The organism is Paenibacillus sp. FSL K6-2393 (assembly GCF_038002545.1).
GTDB lineage: Bacteria > Bacillota > Bacilli > Paenibacillales > Paenibacillaceae > Paenibacillus.
On record NZ_JBBOCU010000001.1, the window covers coordinates 4,075,835 to 4,092,883 of the forward strand.

Genomic DNA, 17,049 nt, shown 5'->3' on the forward strand with positions numbered 1-17,049 from the left:
AAGGGGAGTTCATCCTCACTTCATCACTTCTAAATTAAAGAACCCAGGTCCGATGCAGCAGTAGGATATGCAAAATTCATGGTGTTTAACTGATCGATAGTCAGATTGAACTGAATCGCCATTGCAAAAAGGTTGATCAATTCTTCTGTTTTGCTCCCGAGCACATGCGCACCCAGAATACGTCCGGTTGATTTATCGATCACCACTTTGGCCATGGCAAATTTTTCATGAGTTCGCTTGTAAGTATACCATTTCGACATATCATTTACCTGCACCTCGTAGCCCTCTTTCTTGGCTTGTTCCGTGCTCATACCTACAGCTCCAAGGGCAGGGACAGTAAACACAATGGAAGGCATCACTTTATAATTAGGTTTGTGTTGATTTCCCTCCAACAAATTAAACGATACAGCCCGGGATTCCTGACCTGCTAACGGGGTTAAAGGCAACCCTTTTGTATCAGTTACATCGCCAGCAGCATACACTCTCGGATTACTTTCACTTTGCAAGTACTCGTTCACCATAATCCCTTTTTTGCTGTAGCTGACGTTGGCTCTCTCCAATTCCAGCCCATCCACATTAGGAACACGCCCGGCTCCATGAACGACAAGTCCGCACTGCCACTGGTGATCTGCACCATTACGTGTGCCATGAACGACATAGGCGTTCCCCTCTTGCCGTATGGACTTCACCTCCGCGTTCAAGTGAACATGAATGCCGATCTCTTTTGATTTTTGCAACAAACATTCTACCAGCTCCGCATCAAACGACTTCAGAGGCTGTTCACTCCGATGCAGGATGTGGACTTCCGTCCCGGCTCTGGCCGCAATATGCGCAAACTCAAATGCAATGTATCCACCGCCTACCAGAACTAATCGATCCGGCAGCTGTTTCAGATCCAGAAAGTCATCACTATATATAAGATGCTCTGAGCCCTCAATCTCAAGTGGCGCAGGTCTTGCACCGGTAGCAATCAGGATGTGTTTGCCATGGAGCACTTCTTCTCCCACTTGAATATGATTTTCATCGACAAATGAAGCTTTACCATGAAACGTATCCATTCCGGCCTGTTTGAATTGATCTTCACTTGCTCTAGGTATGCTTTCGGTAAAGGTGCGTTTAAAGGCCATAAGTTCAGACCAGTTGATGGTCGCCTGTCCCTGAATTCCTTTCCCTTGCATCCGTTCATTCCAGTCAATCAGCTCAGCCGCTCCAGCCAGCACTTTCTTGGGATCACAGCCACGCAGTGCACACGTTCCGCCGAACTCACGTTCATCAATTACAGCGATTTTCCAGCCAGCTTCAGCGCAACGGGTGATTACAGAGCTTGCCGCGCTTCCTGTGCCAATCGCAATCAAGTCATAAGTTTCTTGTGTCATCATGGTTCCTCCTCATCCTTTTGGTACATCTATTGCAGGGATGCCTGAAGTTACAGCAATCCAGCCTGTTTAAGGTACTCTGCTGCAACCTGTTCAGGATTCGCTCCCTCTACGTTCACGTCATAGTTCATCTGACGCATCTCATCATCCGTAATTTTGCCAGCAAGCTGATTCAGCACCTCAACCAGTTGTGGATATTGATCTGCCGTTTCTTGACGAAGCATCGGCGCGCCTTGATACGGCGGGAATAACTCCTGATCATCCTCCAGCACAACAAGTTCATATTGTCTCAACTCACTATCTGTGGAGTAGGCATCTACGAGGTTGATATCGCCACGTTGAACAGCACCATAGCGAAGCTTCGGTTCCATTGTCGCAACGTTTGGAAATTCAATCCCATACTTCTTCTGAATGCCTAGGTAACCGTCTTCCCGATCCGAGAATTCCAGCGTAAATCCTGCCTTCATCTGCTGTTCCACCGGTTTGAGATCCGAAATGGTCTTGAGATTGTATTGATCTGCGATGCTCTTTGGAACGGCCAACGTATACGTATTGTTGTAATCCATAGGGTTCAGCAGCACCATGTTGAACTGGCTCAGCATTCCATCTCTTGCCTGTTCGTACACCTCTGTCCGATCGGTACTCACTGCCGTTTCCTTCATGAATTCGGAGATGGCTGTCCCAGTGAATTCAGGATAGATATCAATATCACCCGACTTGAGTGCATTGAAAAGGAATGGCGTTTTGCCTAATCCGGGTTTTAGTTCAACGGTCAGGTCTGTATCTTTTTCAATCAGCAATTTATACATGTTAATTAGAATCTCCGGTTCAGCTCCCAGTTTGCCAGCAATCACGAGATCCTTCTGTCCACCACGTGCCACGAAGGGAATGGTAATCACAAGTATCGCGATAAGAGCCAGCGAACCCAAGGTAACCAATGTTTTCTTGAAGGATAACCGCTGGAATTGACGCAATAGTACATCAAACAAAATAGCCAGCAATGCGGCCGGAATGGCTCCAAGGATGATCAGTGCCGTATCGTTCCGATCAATGCCCAGCAAGATTAATGCACCCAAACCTCCTGCGCCAATCAAAGCAGCAAGTGTCGCCGTTCCTACAATCAGGACCATCGCGGTCCGAATTCCGGCCATAATGACAGGCATCGCCAGTGGCAGTTCCACTTTGATTAGACGTTGCCAACTATTCATGCCCATCGCATTCGCCGCTTCCACCATGGAAGGATCAACTTCGGATATGCCTGTGTACGTGTTCCGGAGTACCGGAAGCAGCGCATACACCACCAGTGCAATGATTGCAGGAAGGGTACCTATGCCGAATAAAGGGATTAGCAATCCGAGAAGCGCCAAGGAAGGTATCGTCTGCAACACAGCTGTGACCCCGATAATTGGTTCAGCCACTCTTGGTTTGCGAGTAAGGTATATACCAAGCGGAATCGCGATGAGGACAGCAAAGAACAATGCGATAAATGAGATCTGAATATGTTCGAGCAGAGCAGACAACAACTGACCTTTGCGCTCACTGAACACCTCCGCGAATCTACTCATGTCCTTCACCTCGTTCCTGTAACTGACCAGACCAGTATTTCATCAGATCAACTCGACTGATCTCGCCAATAATCTGGCGGTTACGTTCAACCAACAGATGGTCATGGGAAGCCATGATATCAACTAATTCTGTTAACGTAATGGATACGGGAACGGCGGTTTTGGCTGATTTTGGTACATGACCCGGTGAGAGTGGTGACATGATGGATTCCAGATCAAAATCAGATTGTGAACTCGTATCGGTGTTAGGACTTCCAACAAATTCACGTACGAAATCATTAGCTGGCTGTTGGATCAGTTCTTCCGGGGTGCCTACCTGCAAAACCTGTCCATCCTTCATAATGCAGATGCGATCCCCCAGCTTCAGCGCTTCCTGAATATCATGAGTAACAAATACAATTGTTTTTTTCATCTGACGCTGGATATCCAGAATATCGTCCTGCAATTTCTCCCGACTCATTGGATCGAGTGCACTGAACGGTTCATCCATCAAAACTATCTCGGGATCAGCAGCGAGTGCACGCAACACACCAATTCTCTGCTGTTGTCCTCCGGATAACTCGGACGGTTTACGCTCACTGTACGTATCTCCGTGCAAACCCACCATGTCCAGTAACGTATGTACACGCTCCTTGATTTGATCTGACTTCCATTTTCGCAGTTCAGGAACAACCGCAATATTTTCGGCAATTGTCATATGCGGGAATAGTGCAATCTGTTGCAGCACATATCCGATATTCCAGCGCAATTCGTGAATGTTGTATTCATCGATTGGGCGTTCATTAATGCGCACTGTTCCATCTGTTCGTTCAATCAGGCGATTGATCATTTTGAGCATGGTGGTTTTGCCACATCCACTCGGACCAATCATGACAAACAGTTCTCCCTTGTTAATGTTGAGGTTAACCTGACGTAAAGCCGTTGTTCCATCAGGATATTGTTTCGATACATTTTCGAACTGAATCATTCGCTCTCTTCGCCCCTTTATCTACTAGGGCGTGTCTCAGACACGCCCTAACATTCATCCTCATCTATTTCCCCAAAAGTGTGTTCGTATAATCACTGCTTTTCCGTGGTGTCCCTGGTTAGGGAGAGATCCATATTTGAATCAACGATGTCAACAAGCTGGTAGACATGCAAAAAGACGGGCACTAGGCACCGTCTTCTCATGATATGAAAATATTTCTTCCATTATTTCCATACTTCCATATGATTTTGAATAAATTGCTCGAATGAAATCGGGTTATTCCCCGTTATTTTTGTCACCGTATCTGTCGTTTGATCTTCTCTCCCCTCCTCCCGGATAGGCACATCCAGTCCTGCGAGGGCAGCAGCGTATTCTTCTGACATTCCTGCGCGAATCATGCTGTTCCTCAATTCATCGTCGGACAAAGATTCATGCTGGATGGACTGACCCAGTACACGGCTCAAGACGTCTGCAACCTGTCCATAGGACAACGACTCCGGCCCTGTAATGATATGCTCCGTATTATGAGGAACAACATCTGTCAGAGCACGGAACGCAACTGCCGCGATATCATCTGCACTAACAAATCCAATTTTCCCGTCACCCGTAGCACTGTATATTTTCCCGAGTTGCTTCGTCGTCTCCCGATGCGGTCCCTCCGTAAAGTTCTCCATAAAATAGGATGGCTGCAATACAGTCCACTCAGGAGCATGGGCTTTTAAATACTGATGTACTTTGCCAAAAATAGGACCATCTTCATCAATTGAAGCACTGCCAAGCAAGACAAATCGCTTAATCCCACTCCACAATGCTTCCTTGATGAACGGAATCATGACGTCTTCTGGGGTCATGTCCATGACTGGCACGACAAGATACACCTGATTCACATTTTTCAGCGCTAGCGCATATGTCTCGGAATCATACCAATCAAAATAGACATAGTTATCATCAGAGCCAGAAAGAGATGGTTTAGTTCTTCCTGCCAAACGCACCGGATAATGATGCTTTTGAAGTATGGCCGCAACACGGCTTCCTGTCTTACCATTAGCCCCTGTAATAAGTGTCAACGGTTTATCTTTGATCATGCTTGTTACCTCCTAAGTCCGATTTGAGTACGACCATTGGATTCCAATAGTCTTTATAATGTGTAATTTTCCCATTAGAGTGGCTCACTACAGAGATGTAAGTTTGGTTGTATGGCTGACCTGTAACTAATGAACGCCCTTTACAAGTAAATTCAGCCACAAACTGTTGTTTCGTGGAATCAGCCAAGATCACTGGTTCAGAAAACTGCTGGATTTCAATCATCCCCAGTAGATTATGAAGATGATTCGTAATTGCAGCTTTTCCTTCCAGTTTCTGAGGATATCCTGCTGGTGCATATGGGAATTCGAAGATAGCTTCAGATGTATATAACTCCAACCATTGTTCCAGTTTTCCATCCAGTAGCAATTTAGTGAATCCATGCATAATCCGATGAGGTATACTATTGCCCGCTTCCAACTGCTGAGATTGTGTCATCCTTATTTCCTCCTTCAGTTTGTTTCGCGTTCTTTTTCCAGACCAATCGGTCTATAATAGTCAAAAAATAAACGCCCTAAGCGTTCATTTTCAAAAAAAGATAAAGAATCCTTACTCAAATCATGTAAAACGCTAATCCATAGCCCTTAGGGTCATCTGTACAAAATCTCGCAGGGCTTCTGCGCTTGCACCACTTTTCGCCGTAAAGGTCAATGAGAGTCGGGAATAATTCAGAAAACGGGCAAGCCCGGGCAATTCTTCCTCTGCGTGCCTCAGTTCGCCACTCCTCTGGCCTCGTAACAGCGCAGTATGAAAAACATCTTCCATTTGTTGGTTAGTGGTTTGAATAAAGGCCGCGATTTCGTGATTTTGTGGTGCCTGTTCAACCGCGCTATTAATGATGAAACATTCATTACGACGTTCGTTGTCTGTCAACACGTTAACCGCTTCGTTGAACAACTCGGTCACGCCTTGCCTCACACTTGTGCATTCGTTTAATAGTTTGATCCCCGCCTCTGTCTTCTGCTGAATATAGAATTTAAGGGCAGAGACAAATAAATCATGTTTAGTTCCGTAGGTGTCATACAGGCTTTGCCGCGCAATGCCAAGTTCACTCAGCAGTAAGCTCAGAGATGTACCTTCATAACCGTACGCTCCAAATACAGACGTTGCTTTTCTTAGAACGGTCTCCGTGTCAAACTCCTTGGCTCTTCCCAATTGCAGACCTCACCTCCCTATTCATTAAATAAAGAATACCTTTTCCAGACTGATCAGTCAAGAAAATAAATGCTTTGATTTTTGACAAAGTGGTATAATGTGAATAGAAGCTGAATGAATTCTTATACCACTTACAACCATGACCACATATAAAGGAGTGTACCTATATGTATATTCAAATTACAGATTTGGCTGCAAAACGATTGACGGAAAGCCTGAATGACCAACCCGGATATTTCAAAGTGATCTATGACTTGGAAGGTTGCGGATGCAACGGAGTTATCGCTATTATCATTGTTGATGAACTTGCAGCTCTCGACGCGCAGATTGAAACCAATCTGGTTCCGTTCTATGTTGATCCGAAGCAGCAGCTGAACCTAGAACAACACATGAAGCTGGATACGGAAGAAAATTATCCTTCTTTCAAATTAAGCAGTGATTCTGGTGTGCTCAGCGCCAACGTTCGCGTTCGTGACACCCGTGCAGTAACAGCGTGAAGCTCCAGTGTATCTGACGCCTGCATGTTGTAATACAGTCTCCAGCATACTTGAAGTAATCTAGTATTATCTCTCTTCACATCAAAAGCCGTTGCATCTAATGCAACGGCTTTTTCATGTATACTGCCTCTACGAGAGTTGCAAAAAGAATATTTTATATAAATTGAACTTAACATTTACACGAAACGGAGAGGACAGAAAGAACCTGAAGAAACGAAGTGTTCGCCTAAAAGCTTTCTGAAAGAAAGCTGCATCGGAAGCATACGCTATCCTAAGATTTTCACCATTATAAAATTGAATCAAAAAATCTGGGGATAACAGCGATCGTAAGGTTGTTCTGTCATCGAAGTGGCAAGGTAAATACCCTCTAGTTAGATTTTATAGCAAACTTTGTTTACAACTCGGAAACAATTGGAGAACCTATGGATATAATCCTCTAGTATACTCGGTATATAGATTCATATATTCCGAGGAGGAACACACATCATGAAATCTTTTACTCGTAAATCCATCATATCTACAATTCTCGTAGGCTCTGTTGTAGCAGGTTCTGCATTTACTACGTTTCCCATCACTTCAAGCCTGAATCCCGTCGCGACTGCGGCAAGCTCCAGCTTCACTCAATTTCTGCATGATAATGCACCTGGTCGCACGATCAAAACGATTAAAAATGTGGCAACTGTGACCAATGTGTCCAGCACAGTTGTACTTGTCAATAAAAAGAGAAATCTGCCTTCAACTTATGCACCACAAGATTTGGTTGTACCTAATATTCCTTTTAGCTTCTCAGGTTCCAGTCCGAAGAAACAAATGCGTAAAGTAGCTGCAACCGCGATTGAAAAATTATTTGCGGCTGCCAAAAAAGACGGCATCGATATCAAAGCGGTGTCTGGCTATCGCTCTTATGCGACCCAGAAATCAATCTTTGACCGTAATGCCAGCATCAAAGGTGAAGCTGTTGCCAATAAAACAAGTGCTCGGCCAGGACAAAGCGAACATCAGACTGGTCTAGCCATGGATATCTCCAGCGCTTCGGCTGGTTATGATCTTCAGCAAAGCTTTGGCAACACCAAAGAAGGCAAATGGCTGAAAGCCAATGCCCACAAGTACGGATTCATCATCCGTTATGGCAAAGATCAGGAGAAATTGACTGGTTACTCCTATGAGCCATGGCATGTACGTTATGTAGGGGTATATATTGCTGGTGAGATTACCAACCAGAAACTTACGCTCGAGCAGTATTTGGAACGTGCCAAATAAGGCAGGTTTGAACCCAAAGCTTCGACAGTTATTAGATCAGATAAAAGATGCGTGACTATAGATAACATGGCTGAAGGAGAAGATGGGGCCGCAACTGGCCCTCTCCTGCTTCAGTCTTTCATTTACCCACTTCATCATGTCCCAACGATTCTTCTAAAGACCAGTGGCAGTCTCTTCAGACCTTCTGTTCCAGCCCAAGAGCCTACTCCAGCAAGTATTGCATTATGGCACAAATAAAGTGCGACATTGTACACGATAGGGCCTAGAATAATCTCCACTACTACAAAACGTTTTAACGTCGATGATTGGATCACATATACCCGAAATTCATGAGGGTCATGTCCTCCCATATACCTTGCGATCAATGCTTTCATGAATCACCTCTAGTGTTTTATTTTAGCGTATGGCAGACAATCCTTGTCTTATTCTAAAATAATACTTACATAAAGTAACTAAGTGTGTTATAGTCAGTTTATAAATCATACATAAGCGAGGGAAACTACCATGAGTGAGTTGGAGAATCTAGTCAAAAACCGTAGATCGGCCGTTATTTTTGAAGAAGGAATTGAAATTTCGGATTCGGAACTGCAAGAAATGTTTGCCCTGAACAAATTTGCACCATCTGCCTTTAACCTGCAACACACGCACTATCTTGTGATTAAAGACGAGGAACAGAAAGAGAAAGTCTATGAAGCTTCCCAGCAATATAAGGTAAAAACAGCTTCTGCGGTCATCGTGGTATTGGGCGACGTCAACGCGCATCATCATATCCGAACTATTAACGAAGGCTTGTTGAACCTGGGCGCTCTTACTCCGTTCCAATACGAGCAGGAATCCCAAAGTGTCACTGAATTTTACGAATCTCGGGGCAGATTCTTCCAACGTGAGGATGCGATTCGCAATGCCAGCCTGTCTGCCATGCAATTGATGTTGATCGCTCAGGATCGCGGTTGGGACACTTGTCCAATGATTGGCTTTGACTCGGAAGAACTGCAACGGAGTTTGGAAATCCCTAACCATTACGTACCGGTTATGCTGATCACCATTGGCAAAAAGTCGGAAGCCAAACAGCGCCCACGCGGTTACCGTAAACCGATTAACGAATATGTTAGCTTCAACAAAATGCACGCTGAATAACATAAAAGTAGTTAAATGACAAAGCAAAAAAGCCACGATCTCGTGGCTTTAATACGTTTCATAGATCAACGTATCCAACATGTGAAATTCATCGTCAAACTCCGCATATATGTACAGTCGACCAGCTGGTGTATCCCCCGCATCATAACCCAATCGGAAATATTGATCTCCCTGAAATTCTGCATCAGCCAAAATCAATGCATTGATATCTTCGTCCGGATGAGCCTCGGCAATGGTTCTGAGCGCCTGCTCACCAAGCATGTCCCACCGTTTCCACGTCTCTTCCATATATGGGGATAAGGCTTCCATCTCTGTCTTGGTTGAAACCTGTGCAGTGACTACCAGTTCTTTATCCTGAATATGTAAGTGCATCTGATAGTTGGACATCGATGCGTCATACTGAAACACACCCATCCCCTGAACTTCATGATCGGATTCAAAAATCAGATTGTCTGCATATTGCAGTCTCTCCAGCTTGGGATTAGCGCTATAATCCAACTTGGTTAATTTGTTCTCGGAACAGTACAACTCTCTTAGTTGTACGTTATTGCGAATATCCAGCTCCCTTATATGGTTGTTAAAACAACGGACACTTTCTAAAACCATATTTGAACGAAAATCCAACTGTTTGATATGATTGTGATTACAGCGAAGTTCAATCAAGTTTGGACAACCTGTTACATCAAGTTTCAGCATGTAATTGTTGGCGCAATCAAGTCGCCGCAGTTGCTTATTCTGTTCAAGTTCAAGTGAGAAAAGAGCGTTATAACTGCAACTAAGTTCCTCCAACTGCTCAAGGTGCTCCGAAGCCAGCTCCGACAACATATTCCAATGACACTCCACCGTTATAAGTTTGGAATTATAAGAAAGATCTAATTTTCGAAGTCGATTAAAACTGCAATCCAGCACCTGCAATTCCGAATTGGAACGGAGGTCCAGTGTAAGAAGCTGATTCTCTCTGCAACGTAACGTCCTCAGCTTGTGATTCTGAGTAAGATCCAGACCTGTCAATTGATTATAGGCACAATCCAGCTCTTGAAGACCCCTGAAATACTCGATTCCATCAAGATTGCTAATATTGTGATTGGAAAGTTGCAATATCTCAACCTCACAAACGTCACTCTCCTGAATGAAATCCCGCTGATCACAAAAACGATCCAACACAACTTGCCTGAAACGTTCATCCGTGAAGGCATAAGTAATATCCATGTCTAACGCCTCCCCCTCTCGTTTTGCTCTATGGAACAGTCTTCCAACATATTATCCCTATTCTATGAGTTTCGTCGCCGGGATTCAACAATTACTTAAGCAAATTCTTTTATACCATGTTAGCATCCAACATGTAAGAGAAATCGTACAGAGAGGAAGATTTTCATGGAAATGTATATCGAAAACCTCCCGTCATATCGTCTCGCCTATGTTCGACAGGTTGGTCCTTACGGTCCAGCCAATGCTCAAGCGATGAATACGCTGAAACAATGGGCAGACAAAAACCAATTGCTTCATGAATCAGCAACATTACTAGGCATACCCCAAGATGACCCAACTACCACACCGCCCGAAAAATGTAGATATGATGCCTGTATTGTTATCACTGAATCTGAACGTCTGGAAGATGAGTTTGTTGAGATTGGCGAGCTATCAGGTGGAGATTATCTCATCTGTAAGGTGAGACATACGGCAGAAGCTATTCAGCAGACATGGAACATCATCATCCCTCATTTACAAACAAGTGGTTATCTGATGGACAACAAGCCGGTTATAGAACGATATCGTTGGGCACTGCTCAATCAGCATTATTGCGAAATATGTGTGCCTGTAAGACCCGTGTAATCCACGTTACGAGGAAACAAAAAAAAGTGACTTCAGATTGAAGTCACTTTCTTGTTTAATACTATTACTTTTACTATTTAAGTTGAACTAATCATTTACACGATAACGGAGAGGACAGAAAAAACCTGAAAAAGCGAAGCGTTCGCCTAAAAGCTTTCTGAAAGAAAGCTGCATCGGAAGCATATGCTATCCCCGGATTTTTCCCTTGAGAAAAGGGAATCAAAAAAATCTGGGGATAACAGCGACTGGAAGGTTATTCTGTCATCGTAGTGTCAGTGTAAATAATCTTTAGTTCAACTTAGATAACTAGATTAGAAATTAAAATGCCCAGTTGCCTTTACGGAATACCGGCTCGATTGTACCATCCTGTAACTCACCATCGATATCCAGCTCTGCGGAACCGATCATGAAATCAACGTGGGTCAAGCTCACATTGCACTCATGCTTCAGCAACTCTTCGTTCGACATCGTTGTGCCATCTTTCATGTTGAATGGATATGCACTGCCCACAGCCAAATGGCAGGATGCATTTTCATCAATACCCGTATTGTAGAAAATGCGATTCAGGTTGGAGATCGGGGAGTCATGTGGTACGAGTGCCACTTCACCCAGATAACGTGCTCCTTCATCGGTGGCAAACAGGTTCTTCAAATGCTCTTCACCGGATGCTGCCGTAAAAGCTACAACCTGTCCATCCTTGAATGTGATTCTCATCTGGTCTACCAGTTGTCCATTCAGGTTCAAAGGCATGGTGCTGCTGACATATCCATTCACTCCACTGCGCTTAGGCATGGTGAATACTTCTTCAGTTGGCATATTCGCGACCGTGTATACACCTTGTTTATTTTCGCTACCACCGCCACCCCAGATGTGGTTGTGGACCAATTCAATTTTCAGGTCTGTACCTGGCGCACGGTAATGCAGGCTCTTATAGTTCTTTTTATTCAGGAGATCACTCATGGTATTCAGGGTATCCAGATGTTCTCTCCAATTTTGTACGGCGTCTCCGCCATCTACACGGTTCATTTTGAAGATGGTTTCCCACATCACGTCGATTCGGTCTTCTTCCGGGATGTCGGCAAACACTTTGTTCGCCCAAGCCTTGGTCGGTGCTTTGATCAGACACCAGCTAATTTCATGATTACGTGTATACTTAGCATATCCCCGACGTGCATGTGCAGCTGCCTTAGTAGCACGGGAAACACTATCGGAGTCAATTCCGTTATACAGTTCAGGATCTGGAACTTTGATCGTCAGGGTAGCGCCGCCTGCTTCTGCAAACTTCTCCATCATATCCGCTTTCCACGCTGGATAATAGTCAAAGCTGTCATTGGAACCATGTTCAAAACGACTGCGGGTAATGTTGTCGTCATCGAAGTCCACTTGTACATAGTTTGCACCAGCCGCATAGGCTTTTTGCACAATCAGACGTGTGAATTCAAGCGTTTCGATGGGAGCAGTGACGAGCAGATCCTGTCCTTTTTGAATATTCACGCCAACTTTAACAACTAGTTCTGCGTATTGTTCCAATGACTTTTCAAAGGTTTGTTCAAATTGACTCATGGTTGTGTTCACTCCGTTTCATATATTAGTAGCATCGGTTTGCAATGACTTGGGATCTGTTGAGTGGCCGTTACAGCGAAGGATCGTACTTTAGATCGTCGTTGTCCTCAAATTTTCTTCATCGTATTTTTCAAAGGTTAAAATTTGGAGACAAATACGAACGCTATCGCTTCTGCAGTATCGATTCCTTCTCTTTCACTACGCATAATCATTCGTTACCTAATCTCATTTAACCATTTCGTTTTTCTTGTTCGCGTAACTCAATCCTGCGGATTTTACCAGAGTTGGTCTTCGGAAGATCCGTAACAAATTCGATCTTACGTGGATATTTATAAGGTGCTGTGATTTCCTTGACGTGGTGCTGCAATTCACGCATCAGTTCTGGTGAAGCCAGCGAATCATCTCGCAGTACGACAAATGCTTTCACCACATTACCGCGGATCTCATCCGGACTTGCAACCACCGCACATTCCTTCACGCTGGCGTGTTTCATGAGTGCTTCTTCCACCTCGAATGGTCCAATCGTGTAACCCGAACTGATGATGATATCATCACTGCGGCCTTCAAACCAGAAGTAACCTTCTTCGTCTTTACGTGCACGGTCCCCTGTTACAAAATAATCGCCACGCTGACTGGCTTCCTTCCGTCCCTCATCCTGATAATAGGACTTGAACAAAGCTGGCATCTCTTTGTGTACCGCGATATCTCCTACTTCACCCGCAGGAACAGGTTGTCCCTCTTCGTCAATAATTTCAATCAATCCAGGTGTAATCGACTGACCCATAGAGCCAATGCGTACAGGCGCATCCTTGAGACTGCCGATTAACAACGTGCTCTCGGTCTGTCCATATCCGTCTCGAATAGTCAGGTCGAAGTGACGCTGGAAGATTTCAATGACTTCCTGATTGAGCGGTTCGCCCGCTGAAACAGCACTGCGCAGATGGGACAGGTCATAATGTCCAAGATCATCGGCTTTGGCCATCAACCGATATTCCGTTGGTGTACAGCAAAGGACATTAATCTGATGTTCCTGCATCAGTTCCAGATAACGCTTGGGCTGGAATGATCCATTGTAGACCAGGCCAGTCGCGCCTCTTCCGAGTACCGACAGGAACGGGCTCCAGATCCATTTTTGCCAGCCAGGTGCAGCCGTTGCCCACACGGTATCTGAAGGTTGAATATCCAGCCATAATGAAGAAGCGATTCGCAGGTGAGCATATCCCCAACCGTGGCTATGTACAACTCCTTTGGGATTACCAGTTGTGCCCGAAGTATAAGCAAGAATAGCTGTATCATCACGGTGTGTTTCCACCGCAGCCATCTCATCGGGTTGATTCTGCATTAACTCATGCACATTAACCCAGCCTTCAGCAGGTACGCCAACTTCGCCATTAGGTGATGCCACAATTCGATGTGCCAGTGATGGCAGATCCGCGTCCATCTTTTCCACTTCCGAGGTCGTCTCGGACCATACAATAACAGCCCGCGCCTCAGAGTGACGCAGACGATATTCCAGATCTTTGGCCCGTAACATCTCGGAGGAAGGAATAACGGCAATCCCCAATTTCAGACAAGCAATGTAAATGACATAGGCAATTATCCGGCGTGGTACCATGACCAACACCCGGTCACCCTTCTCCAGTCCAAGTTCACGCAAACCTCCAGCAAGACGATTCGCCTGCTTGAATAAATCACCATACGTAATCTCTTCCAATTCTCGTTGATCGCTGAGCCATCTAAGTGCAATCCGGTCTGATGGATGATTCTCCATCTCGGATGTCAGGTTATAGCTTTCAGGCGAAATCCACTGTTCAAAGTTCAAATGGAGCCTCTCCTTCGTAGTTCAAATGTATAGCTTCTATATATTATACCCTAAATCCTAGGACCAGGTGCTATGAACTAGGCTCATTCCAAAAAAATAAACATAGGTCAATTAATGAACTATTATAATAGATCTTATCCTATAAAGAAAATGACATATACAAAATGGCGCCCTCCTGATAATCAGGTAGGCGCCATTTCATTCTTAATTTATATTAAATTAATTTTACCTAACTATAATTTTCACACAGCTATACTGTGTATGTTACCACGGATAATTACCCATTCCGTCCAAAATACTTTCGATCTCATTCAACTCTTCCGTTGTCAGATCCGCTGCCTGGAGGGCAGCCACGTTTTCTTCAATCTGGGACACACGGCTTGCACCAATCAGTGCTGAGGTTACACGGTTACCGCGCAAGATCCAGTTCAGAGCCAGTTGGGAGATCGTCTGCCCTCTTCGCTCGGCAACTGCCTGAAGCGCATCGAACTTGGCAATCCGTTCGTCCGTGTATGCTTCTTTTTTCAAATTGCCTGTTGGATTGGCGCGTTCTTCCTTGATCTTATCGACATATTTATTCGTCAACTGACCGCGGCCGAGTGGACAGAACGCAATGGAACCTACGCCCTGCTCATCCAGTACGTCTTGCAAACCGTCTTCAATCCAGCGATTCAGCATCGAGTAGTTTGGCTGATGAACCAGACACGGCGTACCCAGACGACGGAGAATGGTTACCGCTTCTTGCGTCTGTTCTGCATTATAATTGGACAAGCCCACATACAGAGCTTTACCTTGCCGCACGATGTGATCCAGTGCCGTCATCGTTTCTTCCAACGGTGTATCCGGATCTGGACGGTGATGATAGAAAATGTCCACATAGTCCAGCCCCATCCGACCAAGACTTTGATCCAGACTGGCAATCAGGTTTTTGCGGGAACCCCATTCGCCGTAAGGTCCACTCCACATATGGTAACCTGCCTTCGACGAAATGAGCAGTTCATCCCGGTAAGGACGCAGATGTTTTTTGTAAATCACACCAAAGTTCTCTTCCGCTGATCCTGGAGGTGGACCATAGTTATTCGCCAGATCGAAATGATTAATTCCGAGGTCAAAGGCACGTAAAATCATTTCTTCCTGAATATCCAATGTGCGGTTGCCACCAAAGTTCTGCCATAAACCCAGCGCAATTTGCGGCAGTCTGATTCCGGATTTGCCGGAACGTACATATTTCATCTCATCATATCGTTGTTCACTCGCAGTATAGGGCATCGTTATTCTCACTTTCCTGTAAAGTTTGTTGAATTCCTTTTCATCTTAGACATTTTCCTGGAAAAACGATATGGCATTTCACTTTGAACATATGTAATAATGATTGTTATCTATATAAACTAGTCTTAAATTATTCATCTTTCACACTAATTAATATGTTAAAATGCAAGATGAGACGAAATCGTACAGGAGTGAATACCCTTGATTACGTATATGTTCAAGAACAATCATTTTCAGGAGCTTCAGCTCCTTCATTATGGCACGGAAGCCTGTACACCTGGTCACCACTTTGGCCCTGCCATGCGAGACTATTATAAAATTCATTATATTTTGAATGGCAAAGGCACCTTCGAAGTTGGTGGCAAAACGTATACCCTGCACAAAGGTCAAGGTTTTCTGATTGTTCCGCATTCCGTCGTGCATTACGAAGCAGATCAGGATGATCCATGGGAATACAGCTGGGTTGCTTTTCAAGGCAGCAATAGTTCTTCCTTTTTACAGCAGGCCTGTCTGTCCGAGCATCACCCGATTTTTGAGCTGGGTAATGAGGATGACGAGATGCGATCCTGCCTGCACCGAATGATCAATTCTCGCAATACCCACAAAGGCTGGGAGATTAGCATGACTGGTTTGCTGTATCAATTCTTCTCCATTTTGATTGATCAGGCCAATTCAGATCATCTTCAATCCATACAGGATTATTCGAAGGAAACGTACGTAACGCAGGTAATGGACTTCATTGAAATGAACTATGCCAATGCCATTACTGTTCAATCCATCGCGGCCCATGTCGGTTTGCAGCGCAGTTACCTGTGCTCTCTCTTCAAAGACAAGATGGGAAGCAGTATTCAGTCGTATCTGGTCCATTATCGGATGCGCAGGGCAGCCGAACTGACGCTTGATCCCGGTCTGACCATTGGTGATATTGCCCGTTCTGTGGGCTACACCGATCAATTGCTTTTCTCCAAAATGTTCAAAAAAGTGATGGGTGAAGCGCCCACCTACTACCGGAAACATAAAACAGCACCCTCCCAGTTAAGTTGTTAATTGGGAAGGTGCTGTTTTTGTTAATCGCTTAACCTTACTATCGTTATTCCTTACATTCTTTTCATTGGTTTATACCGTCTCCGGCATGGATATGCCAACAACTTGCACTTTGATTTCATCGACCATGACGCCTGCTAATTGTTCTACAGCCTGTTGAACATTATGTTGAAGTTCACGGCAGACCTCGTGCATCTTGTTGCCATATTGAATGTTGATGCGCAGCTGGATGGTTGCCTGATCGTCTTTGACATGTACGTCAATCCCTTTTTGCAGGCTCTTGCCGCTGATACTCTTGGCAATCCCTTCAGTCAGTCCAACCGACATGGAGGATACGCCAGCCGTTGATTGAGCGGCCATCCCCACGATCTTGGATAACACATCGTTCGAGATGTGAATGGTACCCATTTGAACAGATTGAGGTGCGATATATTCAGGTTCATTGTATTGTTTTTCGATAATTTCAGACATGTGCTCC

At 44.8% G+C, this 17,049-nt stretch carries 17 protein-coding genes; 6 read left to right on the forward strand and 11 right to left on the reverse strand.

The features are described from left to right. Positions 1–29: 29 nt before the first annotated feature. The 6 genes from MHI14_RS17795 to MHI14_RS17820 form a co-directional block, all read right to left on the reverse strand. Positions 30–1,376, reverse strand: a complete 1,347-nt coding sequence (locus MHI14_RS17795; RefSeq protein WP_341130917.1) for a dihydrolipoyl dehydrogenase family protein — start codon at positions 1,374–1,376, stop codon at positions 30–32. Between the two features lie 50 nt (positions 1,377–1,426). Next, positions 1,427–2,941: an osmoprotectant update ABC transporter permease/substrate-binding subunit OpuFB gene (opuFB, locus tag MHI14_RS17800; protein ID WP_341130918.1), complete on the reverse strand. Its 1,515-nt coding sequence runs from the start codon at positions 2,939–2,941 to the stop codon at positions 1,427–1,429. Then, positions 2,934–3,908, reverse strand: a complete 975-nt coding sequence (locus tag MHI14_RS17805; protein WP_289392284.1) for an ABC transporter ATP-binding protein — start codon at positions 3,906–3,908, stop codon at positions 2,934–2,936. The genes opuFB and MHI14_RS17805 overlap by 8 nt, the downstream gene beginning before the upstream one ends. Before the next feature lie 224 nt (positions 3,909–4,132). After that, the gene (locus tag MHI14_RS17810) at positions 4,133–4,993 is read right to left on the reverse strand and encodes an ergot alkaloid biosynthesis protein (RefSeq protein WP_341130919.1); all 861 of its coding nucleotides are present in this window, start codon (positions 4,991–4,993) and stop codon (positions 4,133–4,135) included. Further along, a complete protein-coding gene (locus MHI14_RS17815; RefSeq protein ID WP_249910883.1) occupies positions 4,980–5,429 on the reverse strand; it encodes a nuclear transport factor 2 family protein in 450 nt (149 codons plus the stop codon). The genes MHI14_RS17810 and MHI14_RS17815 overlap by 14 nt, the downstream gene beginning before the upstream one ends. A gap of 132 nt (positions 5,430–5,561) precedes the next feature. Continuing rightward, the gene (locus tag MHI14_RS17820) at positions 5,562–6,146 is read right to left on the reverse strand and encodes a TetR/AcrR family transcriptional regulator (RefSeq protein WP_076327883.1); all 585 of its coding nucleotides are present in this window, start codon (positions 6,144–6,146) and stop codon (positions 5,562–5,564) included. Between the two features lie 167 nt (positions 6,147–6,313). Here MHI14_RS17820 and MHI14_RS17825 point away from each other — a divergent pair, with 167 nt between their 5' ends. The 4 genes from MHI14_RS17825 to MHI14_RS17840 all read left to right on the forward strand — a co-directional run bounded on the left by MHI14_RS17825 (position 6,314) and on the right by MHI14_RS17840 (position 9,040). Then, a complete protein-coding gene (locus tag MHI14_RS17825) occupies positions 6,314–6,643 on the forward strand; it encodes an iron-sulfur cluster biosynthesis family protein (RefSeq protein WP_341130920.1) in 330 nt (109 codons plus the stop codon). 486 nt (positions 6,644–7,129) lie between these two features. Further along, the gene (locus tag MHI14_RS17830; protein ID WP_341130921.1) at positions 7,130–7,903 is read left to right on the forward strand and encodes a M15 family metallopeptidase; all 774 of its coding nucleotides are present in this window, start codon (positions 7,130–7,132) and stop codon (positions 7,901–7,903) included. A gap of 66 nt (positions 7,904–7,969) precedes the next feature. Next, positions 7,970–8,140 (forward strand): hypothetical protein, encoded by a 171-nt coding sequence (locus MHI14_RS17835; RefSeq protein WP_341130922.1) that lies wholly within the window; start codon positions 7,970–7,972, stop codon positions 8,138–8,140. A 267-nt stretch (positions 8,141–8,407) separates the two neighbouring features. After that, positions 8,408–9,040 (forward strand): nitroreductase family protein, encoded by a 633-nt coding sequence (locus MHI14_RS17840; protein WP_076214767.1) that lies wholly within the window; start codon positions 8,408–8,410, stop codon positions 9,038–9,040. Positions 9,041–9,088: 48 nt separating this feature from the next. On the opposite strand, the gene MHI14_RS17845 is transcribed toward MHI14_RS17840, so the two are convergent. Continuing rightward, entirely contained in the window at positions 9,089–10,249 is a 1,161-nt protein-coding gene (locus tag MHI14_RS17845; protein ID WP_341130923.1) for a leucine-rich repeat domain-containing protein, read from the reverse strand. 165 nt (positions 10,250–10,414) lie between these two features. On the opposite strand from MHI14_RS17845, the gene MHI14_RS17850 reads away from it, so the two are divergent. Next, complete coding sequence (locus MHI14_RS17850) at positions 10,415–10,873, forward strand: AraC family transcriptional regulator (RefSeq protein ID WP_133384551.1); 459 nt, start codon at positions 10,415–10,417, stop codon at positions 10,871–10,873. Positions 10,874–11,191: 318 nt separating this feature from the next. Here the strand turns inward: MHI14_RS17850 and MHI14_RS17855 are convergent, their stop codons facing one another. The 3 genes from MHI14_RS17855 to MHI14_RS17865 form a co-directional block, all read right to left on the reverse strand. Continuing rightward, positions 11,192–12,436, reverse strand: coding sequence for an aminopeptidase (locus MHI14_RS17855; protein ID WP_289392273.1), 1,245 nt, complete (start codon positions 12,434–12,436; stop codon positions 11,192–11,194). Between the two features lie 229 nt (positions 12,437–12,665). Continuing rightward, complete coding sequence (gene mbcS / locus MHI14_RS17860; RefSeq protein WP_341130924.1) at positions 12,666–14,258, reverse strand: acyl-CoA synthetase MbcS; 1,593 nt, start codon at positions 14,256–14,258, stop codon at positions 12,666–12,668. A gap of 264 nt (positions 14,259–14,522) precedes the next feature. Next, complete coding sequence (locus tag MHI14_RS17865) at positions 14,523–15,527, reverse strand: aldo/keto reductase (protein ID WP_091031170.1); 1,005 nt, start codon at positions 15,525–15,527, stop codon at positions 14,523–14,525. Between the two features lie 201 nt (positions 15,528–15,728). Between MHI14_RS17865 and MHI14_RS17870 the strand changes: the two genes are divergently transcribed. Further along, positions 15,729–16,574 (forward strand): AraC family transcriptional regulator, encoded by an 846-nt coding sequence (locus tag MHI14_RS17870; protein ID WP_341130925.1) that lies wholly within the window; start codon positions 15,729–15,731, stop codon positions 16,572–16,574. A gap of 69 nt (positions 16,575–16,643) precedes the next feature. On the opposite strand, the gene MHI14_RS17875 is transcribed toward MHI14_RS17870, so the two are convergent. Continuing rightward, complete coding sequence (locus tag MHI14_RS17875) at positions 16,644–17,042, reverse strand: Asp23/Gls24 family envelope stress response protein (protein ID WP_047842725.1); 399 nt, start codon at positions 17,040–17,042, stop codon at positions 16,644–16,646. Positions 17,043–17,049 lie beyond the last annotated feature (7 nt).